The 12,511-nt window shown below is 32.5% G+C and carries 11 protein-coding genes and 3 tRNA genes; 8 read left to right on the top strand and 6 right to left on the bottom strand.

All coding sequences use genetic code 11. From position 1 onward, the window contains the following. The first annotated feature begins 146 nt into the window (after nucleotides 1-146). The gene (locus A9G17_RS03705) at nucleotides 147-2,108 is read left to right on the top strand and encodes a glycoside hydrolase family 3 protein (RefSeq protein ID WP_065737555.1); all 1,962 of its coding nucleotides are present in this window, start codon (nucleotides 147-149) and stop codon (nucleotides 2,106-2,108) included. Between the two features lie 333 nt (nucleotides 2,109-2,441). On the opposite strand, the gene A9G17_RS03700 is transcribed toward A9G17_RS03705, so the two are convergent. From A9G17_RS03700 to A9G17_RS03680, 5 genes are all read right to left on the bottom strand, one after another. Continuing rightward, entirely contained in the window at nucleotides 2,442-3,050 is a 609-nt protein-coding gene (locus A9G17_RS03700; protein ID WP_065737554.1) for a tetratricopeptide repeat protein, read from the bottom strand. Nucleotides 3,051-3,220: 170 nt separating this feature from the next. Further along, nucleotides 3,221-3,925 (bottom strand): tetratricopeptide repeat protein, encoded by a 705-nt coding sequence (locus A9G17_RS03695; protein ID WP_065737553.1) that lies wholly within the window; start codon nucleotides 3,923-3,925, stop codon nucleotides 3,221-3,223. A 544-nt stretch (nucleotides 3,926-4,469) separates the two neighbouring features. After that, nucleotides 4,470-4,545 (bottom strand) — tRNA-Lys (locus A9G17_RS03690). 20 nt (nucleotides 4,546-4,565) lie between these two features. Continuing rightward, a tRNA-Val gene (locus tag A9G17_RS03685) sits at nucleotides 4,566-4,641 on the bottom strand. Nucleotides 4,642-4,676: 35 nt separating this feature from the next. Further along, a tRNA-Val gene (locus A9G17_RS03680) sits at nucleotides 4,677-4,752 on the bottom strand. Nucleotides 4,753-4,951: 199 nt separating this feature from the next. Between A9G17_RS03680 and A9G17_RS03675 the strand changes: the two genes are divergently transcribed. From A9G17_RS03675 to tusA, 6 genes are all read left to right on the top strand, one after another. Then, a complete protein-coding gene (locus A9G17_RS03675; RefSeq protein WP_065737552.1) occupies nucleotides 4,952-5,908 on the top strand; it encodes a PilN domain-containing protein in 957 nt (318 codons plus the stop codon). Continuing rightward, entirely contained in the window at nucleotides 5,898-6,371 is a 474-nt protein-coding gene (locus A9G17_RS03670; RefSeq protein ID WP_065737551.1) for a type II secretion system protein, read from the top strand. The genes A9G17_RS03675 and A9G17_RS03670 overlap by 11 nt, the downstream gene beginning before the upstream one ends. Continuing rightward, nucleotides 6,368-6,742 (top strand): hypothetical protein, encoded by a 375-nt coding sequence (locus A9G17_RS03665; protein WP_065737550.1) that lies wholly within the window; start codon nucleotides 6,368-6,370, stop codon nucleotides 6,740-6,742. Before A9G17_RS03670 ends, A9G17_RS03665 begins: the two co-directional genes overlap by 4 nt. A 64-nt stretch (nucleotides 6,743-6,806) precedes the next feature. After that, nucleotides 6,807-8,075: a secretin N-terminal domain-containing protein gene (locus tag A9G17_RS03660; protein WP_176714249.1), complete on the top strand. Its 1,269-nt coding sequence runs from the start codon at nucleotides 6,807-6,809 to the stop codon at nucleotides 8,073-8,075. A gap of 127 nt (nucleotides 8,076-8,202) precedes the next feature. Beyond that, nucleotides 8,203-9,009 carry a Cof-type HAD-IIB family hydrolase gene (locus A9G17_RS03655; RefSeq protein ID WP_065737549.1) on the top strand — a complete coding sequence of 269 codons (807 nt, stop codon included), beginning with the start codon at nucleotides 8,203-8,205 and terminating at the stop codon, nucleotides 9,007-9,009. A 19-nt stretch (nucleotides 9,010-9,028) separates the two neighbouring features. Then, nucleotides 9,029-9,265, top strand: a complete 237-nt coding sequence (gene tusA, locus A9G17_RS03650) for a sulfurtransferase TusA (protein WP_065737548.1) — start codon at nucleotides 9,029-9,031, stop codon at nucleotides 9,263-9,265. Nucleotides 9,266-9,300: 35 nt separating this feature from the next. Here the strand turns inward: tusA and A9G17_RS13380 are convergent, their stop codons facing one another. Continuing rightward, nucleotides 9,301-9,708 carry a protein YgfX gene (locus A9G17_RS13380; protein WP_081301660.1) on the bottom strand — a complete coding sequence of 136 codons (408 nt, stop codon included), beginning with the start codon at nucleotides 9,706-9,708 and terminating at the stop codon, nucleotides 9,301-9,303. A 268-nt stretch (nucleotides 9,709-9,976) separates the two neighbouring features. Here A9G17_RS13380 and A9G17_RS03645 point away from each other — a divergent pair, with 268 nt between their 5' ends. Further along, the gene (locus A9G17_RS03645) at nucleotides 9,977-12,508 is read left to right on the top strand and encodes a penicillin-binding protein 1A (RefSeq protein ID WP_065739073.1); all 2,532 of its coding nucleotides are present in this window, start codon (nucleotides 9,977-9,979) and stop codon (nucleotides 12,506-12,508) included. Nucleotides 12,509-12,511: the final 3 nt, after the last annotated feature.

Raw genomic sequence — 12,511 nt, 5'->3', positions numbered from 1 at the left:
TGAGCATAATTTTGGATTGTTACTGTAAAACTTAACAAGTATGCAGGCAAAACCTAAGCACTTTGGTTAGCAAAGTGCTTAGGTTTTTGTTGTTTTAAGCGCACAAAAATTAGCTTAAATATAATAAGTTATTCAAGGAGTATAATATGAAATGTAAAACGATAAAGCTAACATTGTTAATTAGCGCTGCACTTGTATCCAACACATTATGGGCAATTGAGCAGGTTAAAATTGAAAGCCAAGAATTAAAAATCATTACCGTTAATAATCTCAAATTTAAAGATATGAATAAAGATGGCAAACTAACGCCTTATGAAGATTGGCGTTTGACACCAGCTCAGCGCGCGAAGGATCTACTTGCTAGAATGACGCTAGAAGAAAAAGCAGGTATGATGATGCATGGCAATGCTCGAAGTTTGGATGATGAACTTGGTCATGGCGATAAATATAATTTAGAAGAGATCAAGGATCTGGTACTAAATGATAAAGTAAATAGTTTAATCACTCGTTTAGAAGTCAGCCCAGAAGATTTTGCACAACAAAATAATCAGTTGCAAAAAATTGCTGAACTATCACGCCTCTCTATTCCTTTGACTATCAGTGTCGATCCAAGAAATACATTCTATTATGGTAATGAAGTGACCAGTAAAAGTGGTTTTAGTCAATGGCCGGGTACATTAGGAATGGCTGCAATTGGCAGCGAGAAAGATATTAACGAATATGGCGATATTATTCGACAAGAATATCGATCTTTAGGGGTAACTCAAGCATTATCACCAATGGCTGATTTAGGTACTGAACCGCGTTGGGCTCGTTTTGAGGGTACCTTTGGCGAAAACCCTGAATTAAGTAAAAAGATGGTGCGCGGTTATATATCAGGTATGCAAAATGGTAAAGATGGATTAAATTCACAAAGCGTTTCTGCCGTTGTTAAACATTGGGTGGGGTATGGTGCTGCCGAAGAAGGGCTTGATAGCCATAGTTTTTATGGCAAATATGCTTTATTTACACAAAATGATAGTTTGAAACAGCATATTATTCCATTTACTGGTGCTTTTGAGGTGAATGTAGCTGCTATAATGCCGACATACTCTATATTGAAAAATGCTCAAATAAATAATCATAAAATCGATCCTGTTGGTGCAGGTTTTAATAATTATTTATTGAAAGATTTACTGCGTGATACTTATAAATTTAAAGGTGTCATCATGAGTGATTGGAATATTACTAAAGATTGCAATGAAGTATGTATTAATGGATCACCTAAAGGTGTTGCACCTAAAGCAGAAGGAATGCCTTGGGGAGTTGAGGAGTTAACAGTTGAAGAGCGTTTTATTAAAGCTATCCTAGCGGGTGTTCAACAATTTGGAGGAGTAAGCGACAGCTCAACTATTGTCTCAGCAGTTAAGAATAAAAAACTAGATGAGAAGCTAATAGACAGTGCAGTATTGGCAATTTTAACGCAAAAATTTGCTTTAGGCCAATTTGAAACACCTTATACAGATCCAACTGAAGCAAGTAAATTTGTTGGTAATCAACAATTCCAACAAATTGCCAATAAAGCACAATTTAACTCAATGGTATTGCTTGAAAATGAACAACAAACCTTACCACTAGATATTGATAAAAAAGTTTACTTACATGGTTTTATGGCGGAAGCAAAAAATCAATTAAAAAATAAAGTAACTATTGTTGATGATATTGATGATGCTGATGTGGTGGTTGCGCGTATTGATGCACCTTTTGAGCAAAACCATAAAAACTACTTTTTTGGTTTAAGACATCATGAAGGTTCACTTGCGTTTCCTGAAAAAGATAAAAATATTAAATTTATCGCCAAGGCAAGTAAAAAGCGTCCTGTTATTGTAACAGTTTATTTAGATCGACCAGCCGTTCTTACACCGATAAAACAATATGCTAGTGCTATTGTGGCTAATTTTGGTGTAAATGATGAAGTGTTGTTTGAACGTTTGTTTGCTGATAAACCGTATAACGCTAAAATGCCATTTGCTTTACCTGATTCAATGGAAAGTGTACTTCAACAAGCTACTGATTTACCAAATGACATGAAATCTTTATACCCATTAGGTTATGGTCTAACTCATTAATTTATCTTGTTTAATATTATTGCTATCTTAGTGATGGCAATAATATTACTATCGTCATCAGTTATAGCATATCTTTTATTTTTCTATTTAATAATCATCCGAACTATGAATTAAGGATTTTTTAAATACGATTTTTTAATGTAATTAAAATTCAATGGTAACGTATTACTCACTCGTTTTTTGTGAAGAGGTTACAGGTTACACATAGGTTTTAGTAAAAAATAAATTTATTAAATCTCTATTTTACTTTCTTGTGATATATGATCTGACTTTAATATCAAGATTATTAGGCGTACCTATAATAATAGAAAATAGCGATATAATTATTTTTTGTTAATCACAACCACAATCATAATTACTTTTTTGTTTTTTAGCTGCTTGTTGCTTAGCAACAATCGCTGATACTTTTTTCGATACAATGGCCAATTGTTCTTTGGAATCAGAGTAGTTTTGTTCAGCTGCTTTAGCAAACCATTGTTTTGCTTTGAAATAGTCCTGTTTTACACCTGTACCTTTATAATAAAGATTCGCTAAAGTATATTGGGCTATCACATTACCTTTTTTTGCAGCTTTGGTATCCCACTTGATTCCTTGTGAATAATTTTGTTTGGTCCCTTGACCATTATAATAAAGTACAGCAAGTTGATGTTGTGCTTCAATATGGCCTTGATTGGCTGCTTTTTCGAACCATTCTTTAGCTTTAGTATAATCTGCTTGAGATTCATCGGGTTGCTCAAATTGTTTTTCAATACCCTTAAAATGACGCTTTTTAGTATGCGTACCATTGGCATACATAATACCTAAATGAAATTGAGCTTCAGCATTGTTTTGTTCAGTCGCTTTCTGATATTCTTGTTTAAAATCAGATGATATTTGTGGATTAGCACTGACAAAAAAGCTGAAACATAAGCCTAATGTAATTTTAGTAAAGAACTTGATCATACTTCATCCTACAGTAAATCATACATGAGCATATTTTAGAGTACCTGTTTTTTATATGGTGCCATATATTTGGTTAAAATATCATAATTAATATAATGGAAATTTTATTTATTCACACTTAAACATTTTTCCGTTATTAAATTGACAGATTTTTTGGCATTAATTTATTGTTATTGTATATCTTTGGAGAGTTCACACCCCTTTTGTAATCCATTTTTGCAAGCCAAATCATAATATTTTTTGGCTTCATTCATATCTTGTGATACGGCTGTTCCATTATAATACAATACGCCCATTAATAATTGTGCTTGAGGATTATTGGCTTTTAGCGCTTGTTTAAGTAATTCTAATCCTTTAGTGTAGTTTTTATTATTTGACAGATATATGCTTGCTAACGCTACTTGAGATTTTAGATGGCCTTGATTGGCAGCTTTTTCAAACCAGAATTTCGCTTTATCTAAATCTTGTGGAACCACTTTACCTTCATAATATATTAAACCTAAATTATTTTGCGCTCTCACAAAGTTAGCCTGAGCGGCTTGTTCATAATACATTATTGCTTTTTTATAATCAGGTTTTACTCCTTCTCCTTTATTATACATAAGACCTAGATTATATTGAGAGGTCGTATATCCTTGCTTGGCTGACGCTTCAAACCACTTTTTAGCTTGACTATAATCTTGGGTATAACCATTTTGTCCAAAATAGTAATTGGCACCTAAAGCAAATTGCGCTGCAGCATCCTGTAATATAGCTGCTTTTTTATATAACACATCTTTATCGTTATAAGTTTCAACTTCATTATAATCAGAATCAGAACTACAACCCGTCAACAAATTGATCATAATAAACATCGATAATAATAACTTTTTCATAATATTTCCTAAATCATTTCCTTTTGATATTGATATATTTTACATGATAATAAATTTAGGGTGTTAGTTGATTTATTGTGGATGGAGAAGTCAAGGTTATAAATGATTAATAGGGTATTTGCTATTTTAGCAACGTTTATCAAATATTGGTGTTCTTGAAACCTAATTTTATTAAATAAAATTGATTTTAAGGGTTACATTTTGTAGAAAACTCAAGGTGTTAAATTTGACAATTTGGTTAATCTCTTACATGCTCTTTTGAGCCAATATTATATGTTAATTAAAAATAGTTATATATTAATTTATTGAATGTTGGTGTTTTTACTGTTTGATTTATTATCGTTCGTATTGATTTTCTAAAGGAAAAATAATTGGTAGATTTTAAGCTTGATTATTCGGCACATTATGTACCTTATCATTTCATAACGCAGACATTTAATATTTTTTAGATGCATTCCGAATGGATTAGTTAAACGCTAGTATTCTTATAACTCAATATATTTAATTATTGTCTTTGATTAGTGAAACAGAGAATTAAAAAAAGTGGTGGGTCGTGAGCGATTCGAACGCTCGACAAACGGATTAAAAGTCCGCTGCTCTACCGACTGAGCTAACAACCCATATAGAAAACTGCTAAAAGTGGTGGGTGATACCGGGTTCGAACCAGTGACCCCCTCCTTGTAAGGGAGGTGCTCTCCCAACTGAGCTAATCACCCCAAGTGTTTTATTTCTAAAACGTCACGGTAAAGATTGGTGGGTGATACCGGGTTCGAACCAGTGACCCCCTCCTTGTAAGGGAGGTGCTCTCCCAACTGAGCTAATCACCCTTACCGTGTGGATGTGCATTATAAGGCACGTCTTATTTCAGTCAACCTTTTTTTTTAATTTTCTGCAAAATTAGCTTTGTTCGATTTAATTTTAAACGTTTTTTGGATGATGAATCGCAAAAACACCTTTTATTTGTGTTTACCTCAGTTGTTGTGACTATGATTTATGGATGAAATTATTTTTATGAGCAGTCAATTGATGAACATAATAGATAAATGTCGGGTCGTAATTTATGTCGAACCCAAGGTTATACGATATAAGACAAGTCAATCTAACGGACTATTAACGTTTTCCCCGTTTGGCGATTTAATTGAATATGATTATCAAAATTTCAATGATATTGATATTTTTGTTGGTCAACTACAAGCTAAGTTACCAAAATATACCAAATATGAAATAAACCTTTCAGATAACTATATTCAATTAACAAAAGTGATGATGCCGGATGTGAAATTGCAACCCAATGAAATTGCTTTGTATATCGAAGCCTCGATCTATAAATTATTTGAATTATCCGCTAAAAACGTCTTTTTTGATTTTAATTTTTTAACTGATAAACAGAACCAAAAGCAAATTATGATTGCCGTATGCGAGCGTGATTATATTAATAGCTGGATTGAGTTATTTAAAAAAAATGAATGTTTAATCAATTTTATTGGTTGTTCAAGCGATAATAAAAAATTCAATTTTTTACCATGGCGACAAAGTCAATATAATAAGCAAAAACAGTATTTATCAATTGTAATAGTATGTTTGATGGGGGTGATGAGTTGTTTATTTTGTTATATGTGGAGGCAAGCCCAAACAAAATTAACTCGCTGTATGAATGACGTTTCACAGCAACAACTTATTGAGCAAAAGTTAAATGAGCAATTATCAACTTATCTGCCAAATCCTTCCGAGAGTCAAAGACAAATTGAGCAGTCATTAATATTAATTTCAGAACAATTACCTACTAATATTTGGTTATCTTCGTTTACTTATAAACCCGATAAAATAACAATAAAAGGGCATAGTTTTAATTATATTGAACTCACTAATTTTAATCTAAATCTTTTACAACATAAAAATGTCAGTAAAAGCCAAATCAAAACAATTATTAATAATAAACATAGTCTGTTCTTTGAAATGGATATTGATTTAAATGAACAGTGATTTTTTTAATCGGCCACTTTGGCAACAATATTTAATCTGTATTTTATTAATGGTCGTTATTTTTATTATCGGTTATCTGTTTTTTATTTACGATATAAACAAACAATCAGACAAGCAACAAAAATTATATCAAACTAAACAGCTACAAATTGAGTCATTACAATCAAGGCTTAAACATTATCAATTTGGGCAAAACCGTTCATTAATAATCATCAATCAAAACGAATTTGCTCAATATATTGAACGAAACCATTTAGTCCTAAACGCTTTCAAACATTATCAAACGGATGAAACAATAAATTGGGACATTGAACTTAATGGTGAATTTATTGATTTTATGAATTTAATTTCAGACCTTAATAAAGATTATTACTATTTGAATTTTCGAGATTTAAAGATGACTAAACAGGAATCTTATCTACAAATTATATTTACCTTATTATTTAAAAGGAAAATAGAGTGAAAGCAAACTTATTTATAATGGGTTGTTTATTGATTATCAGCTGTTTTAATGTTATCGCGGAGTTAAACTTTTATCGAGATCCATTTGTTGAACCAACGCAAACGTCATGTAATGAACAGAAAGAAATATTATTAAAACAGATACAAGCTTGGCGATTCAAAGGTCTGATTCAACATAAAAGTCATTACTATCCGCAAATTTGGCTCTATTCTGAAAATCAGTGGCTTGCCATAAATCAAGAGGTTCAGCCTAAAGTTCTATTTCCCTGGTTTTTGCAATCTTGGCAAAATCATAAAATCGTGTGGCAAGCTAATTTGACAGATTATTGTCATGAAACGATTGAATGGACAATGTCATTAAATGAGTCATAAAGATATGCAAACAAAAAAGATGTCATCAATTCATCAATGTCAAAAGATATTGTCAAGGATAACAATGATCTGTTTGATCTCAATGATCATAATGATAAGTACTGTTAGAGCTAACGAAAATCAGTTAAGTTTTAATTTGTCTTCAAAAGTTGAGCAGCATGATAATGATTTGATTTCAATGAATTTTCATCAAACAGATATTGCCATTATTTTGCAAGCTTTAGCTGATTGTAAACAAATGAATCTTATTATGAGTGAGAATTTATCGATAAAACAAACCATTAAACTGCAAAATATAGATTGGCAAAAAGCATTAACCATTATTTTAGATTCGGCCAATTTACAAGCCACAATGGATGATAATATTTTATTTATTTCCAAAGCTATCGAACCAGAAATTTTAGAACAAAAAAAGCAATTGGAACTCAAACAACAAGAGCAAAAGCTGCCGCTTGAATCTTTGTCCATTGCGATTAATCATGCAGATCTTGCAAATTTAAATGAAACCATTCAGCAGCAAGGATTATTATCCGAACGGGGCAAAGTGATTCTGGATAAACGAACCAATTCACTTATTATTATGGATTTACCAAAACAGTTTAAAGCGATTAACAATTTGATTAAGTCGATTGATAAACCAATGCCACAAGTACATATATCTGCACATATTGTAACAATGAGTAGTGAAAGTATGAATGAATTGGGAATTGAATGGGGCTATTCAGGGCGTTCATCTCAATTATTAGATAAGTTTGAAGTTGGGTTAGGTATTACTAACTCTACCTCTACCATAGGTTTCAATTTAGCTAAAATTTCTGGTAGTTTGCTTAATTTACAACTATCAGCATTAGAGTCTGAAAATCAAGTTGAAATTATCGCTAGTCCTAATTTATTAACATCGAACCAGAATATGGCATCAATAAAGCAAGGTACAGAAATACCTTATGAAGTTTCAAATGGAAATAATGGTGCAACATCAATTGAGTTTAAGCAAGCCGTTCTAGGATTAGAAGTGACGCCCAAAATACTATCTAATAATCAGATACTTTTAGATTTGTACATTACTCAAAATACCGCAGGGCGCTCAATTAAACGAAGTGAGGGAGGGGAAGCATTGGCTATCGATACCCAAGAAATTAAAACACAAGTAAAAGTTCACAACGGCGAAACTATTGTTTTAGGCGGCATCTTTCAACAAACTAACGATAATCTTAAACGAAACGTACCAAGTGCGAGTGAGCTTCCGATTATTGGTAACTTATTTAAATATAAAGGTAAAAAACAGCAAAAAAAAGAACTTGTTATTTTTATCACGCTACAATTAGTTGAGTAAATGCCATCAGAGTTGTATCATACAGAGTTTATTTTTCTATGGTTTACTTTGAAACTTAATTTACTGTTTCAATGTTTAGTTTTTTTAGTCATCATCATTACAAATTATTATAAAAGTAGAGAATATTATGTTTCGTGTTGTAGCTTCTGATTTAGATGGCACTTTATTAACTCCTGAGCATTGCTTATCACCTTACACTAAACAAGTCCTTCAAGCTTTGCGTAAAAAAGATATTCATTTTGTGTTTGCAACTGGGCGACATCATATTGATGTGGCTCAAATGCGAGAAAACATGGAAATTGATGCTTTTATGATTACTTCCAATGGTGCTAGAGTGCATGATAGCTCAGGGAATCTAATCTTCGGCCAAAGTATTGATCCTGTATTAGCATGTGAGGTAGCAAAAGAATGTATTGATGATCCGTCAGTATATACTCATGTCTATCGCGGTGATAATTGGCTTATTAATAAAGAAGATACTTATTCTTTAAGTTTTTTTAGGGATACAGATTTTACTTATGAATATTTTAATCCATCTGATTTTGAAGCCGACGATATTGCCAAAATTTACTTCACAACAAGTAGTGATTCATTACATCCACATTTAGCCGAAATAAAAAATAGGCTTGATAAAAAATATGGTAGTAAAATAAGTATCACATTTTCATCTTTAAACTGTCTTGAAATTATGGCTGAAAATGTATCAAAAGGCAGTGCGCTAAAAAGGGTAGTTGAAAAACTTGGTCTCGATCTAAAAGATAGTATTGCTTTTGGTGATGGCATGAATGATTTTGAGATGTTAAAAATGGCAGGAAAAGGTTGCATTATGCAAAATGCTAGTTTAGATTTACGTCAAAAACTACCTCAATTAGAGGTAATTGGTTCAAACGTTGATGATGCCGTACCTCACTATTTAAGTAATTTATTACTATAAATTAATCTAATTATATTTTATGACTCTAACTTTTGATAAAAAACTCGATACTCTGGGATTACGTTGCCCAGAGCCTATCATGCTGGTTCGAAAAGCTATAAGAGAACTGGGTATAGGACAAGTACTTTATTTGATCGCTGATGATTTTGCCACTACTCGTGATGTACCGAGTTTTTGCAGATATATGGATCATGAACTGCTTGCCTCACAAATAGAATCCAAACCTTATCAATATTGGATAAAAAAATCCCATTGATCTTTCTGACAAAAATTTCAGGTTAACGATACATTTTAGTAAGTTAACCTAATTTGATAGAGATAGTAACGTAAAGTTCGCCAGTCATTTGGAGAAAAATTATCCGACATTAAAAATAGGGTATGTTGCCTATTGGTTCTTCTTGATTGCAAATTTAAAATAATAATGTAACGAAGTATTAATGGATTGCGTCTTAAATACCACCGTTGTTTATACCAATAGATTTGATTGATATAATGAAATACTGCAAATTCTCCTTTGATTTTTTTGCAACAACAAATGCTTCGCCACCAGTCAATAATTAGGAACAATAAAATAATAAAAGTGTAGTTATTTAATAATGTATCGGCAAATTTTAATAAACATTCAACAACTATAATCAAATAAAATATTGATAATATTATTATTTGTTGACGGGATAAGTTTAATTTAGTTCTCCACATAATAAAAACTTAGTTCAAATAAAACACAATTAATAAATGATGTTGTTAAAAATTGCTTAAAATTAAGCTAAATATGGGAGATAATACGCATAATTAAAGTAATTTTTTATGAGTGACTAATATATCTGCTCTATGACTAGAATATTAAATTCATCATATCAATGTTCATAAAAACTGTGTGTTAAATTATTTGCGGGGGTAACAGAAATTACTTCGTTGCCCTTACTTTTTCCTTTGAAAATTCAGCTAGGAATAATTTGTGATAATAATTAAAGTGTTAAAATTTTTTCTTAAGTTTTTTATCGGCTGTTTTCTATGTGCTTTAGTCATAGTAATTGCTGGTTATGCTTATTATTCAAAAGACTTGCCTGATGTTACAACTTTAAAAGATGTAAGGTTGCAGACACCGCTGCAAATTTTGAGCAAAGATGGAGAGCTTATTGCTATTTTTGGTGAACGTCGACGAACACCATTAAAATATAATGAAATCCCACCGGTAGTGGTTAATGCTGTGATTGCTACAGAAGATGCAAGATTTCATGAGCATTTTGGCATCGATCCGGTCGGCATTGTCCGAGCAATGTACATCGGTTTAAAACAAAAAGGGTTTTCTCAAGGTGGGAGCACTATAACCCAGCAGGTTGCAAAAAACTTTTTCTTAACACCAGAAAAGAGTATTTCACGAAAAGCGAAAGAAATTATTTTAGCGATTCGTATGGAAAAAGAGCTAACTAAAGAAGAAATCATGACTCTTTATCTGAATATGATTAACTTTGGTTCTAGAGCATATGGTGTTGCAGCTGCTTCTTATACTTTTTTTGGTAAAACCCCAGATCAGTTAACTATTGATGAAGTTGCACTATTAGCTGGTTTGCCAAATGCACCTTCCGCTTATAATCCTATTTCACATCCTGATCGTGCACTGACCAGACGTAACTGGGTTTTGGGTCGTATGTTGGATCAATCTTATATTACTCAATCACAATACAATGAAGCAATCAGTAAGCCAATTAATGTAAGTTATCATTCACCACAGATCGAATTTTCAGCCCCATATATTGCTGAGATGGCAAGGCAGTTTATGTACGATAAATTTGGTGAAAATGCGTATACTGATGGCTATAAAGTCTATACAACTATTTCTAAAACAGATCAGTTAGCAGCTGAGCAAGCCGTGCAAAAAAATATTATTGATTATGATATAAGGCATGGTTATCGTGGTCCTGAAAAAATATTATGGAAAAATAATGAAAAGGCATGGAATGATGACCAAATTCAAAATATGTTAAAAAAATATACTTGTTATAGTGGTATGTGCCCTGGTGTTGTTACTCAATCTTCTGATCTAGAAGCAAATGTTGTTTTAACCGATAAATCTAAAATCATTATTGCATTCCAAGATATGAAGTGGGCTCGACCATTTATTAGTGATACTAAACAAGGTTCTTTTCCGAAAAAAGTTTCTGATACATTAAAACCAGGACAACTTATTTGGGTTAAGAAAACAAATGATAAATGGGCATTAGCACAAATTCCAGCCGTCAATGCTGCACTAGTTTCACTTGATTCTGACAATGGTGCTATCAAAGCGATTGTTGGCGGTTATGATTTTTATTTAAGTAAATTTAATCGTGCTACTCAAGCCCTTCGTCAATTAGGTTCAAATATTAAACCTTTTATTTATACAGCAACATTAGAAAAAGGTTTAACTATGGCTACACTACTCAATGATGCGCCTATTGTTCGCTCTACAGGTAGTGCGACTTGGCGACCTAAAAATTCCCCACCAAACTATGCTGGCCCATTACGTTTAAGAATTGGTTTAGGGATGTCTAAAAATGTAATGATGGTTAGAGCGCTGCGTGCAGTAGGAATTGAATATGTTGCGACTTATTTAGAGCGATTTGGATTCCCTAAAGAAAATATCTCACTTAATGAATCTTTAGCTTTAGGTTCTGCTTCGTTCACACCATTGCAAGTAGCAAGAGCTTATTCGGTGATTGTTAATGGTGGATATTTAATTTCACCTTATTTAATTGACAAAATCGAAGACAATAATGGTAGTGGTGTTATTTATCAACATCAACCTTTGATTGCTTGCAAAAATTGTACTGATGAGGTTATCAAAACAGAGTCAATGCCAGTATCCCTAAATAATGTAGAGAATGAAATAGACGAATCAGGTAATGAAGAACCTGAACAAGCTAACCTTAAATCAGATGATAATATGGTGTTACCAAATATCAATCTGGATAATAAAGCAACGGATGTTACTCCAAAATATGCACCTCATACGATCGATAGTGGTTTAGCTTTTATTATGAAAGATGGACTTAGATCCATTGTCTTTGGCGGATCTGATTGGCAAGGTACGGCTTGGCGCGTGAAAGCATTAGGTAGAAAAGATGTGGGGGGGAAAACCGGTACCACAAATGCATCAAAAGATGTTTGGTTTTCTGGCTATGGTGGTAATATTGTAACAACTGTATGGATGGGCTTTGATGATCATCGACGCAATTTAGGTCGAACTATTCGAGCGGAAGCAGGGGCTGTTACAGCCAATCCACTTTGGATTGATTATATGAAAATTGCCTTACAAGATATACCTGTAAAAGAAGATATCAAGCCGGACAATATCATCTCTGTAACCATTGACCAAAAGACAGGGTTATTACCTCAATCTGGTTCCCAAACAATGACGGAATACTTTATTAAAGGTACTGAACCAACATCTTATGCAACTCAAGAAGTTGATACGAGTGTGACCGATTCCCAAGGTAACACTCAAGAACTATTCTAGTAA

Origin of the sequence: Gilliamella sp. wkB7, assembly GCF_001693435.1 — a bacterium.
Classification (GTDB): domain Bacteria; phylum Pseudomonadota; class Gammaproteobacteria; order Enterobacterales; family Orbaceae; genus Gilliamella; species Gilliamella apicola_N.
This window is presented reverse-complemented; position numbering and strand designations above follow the sequence as displayed.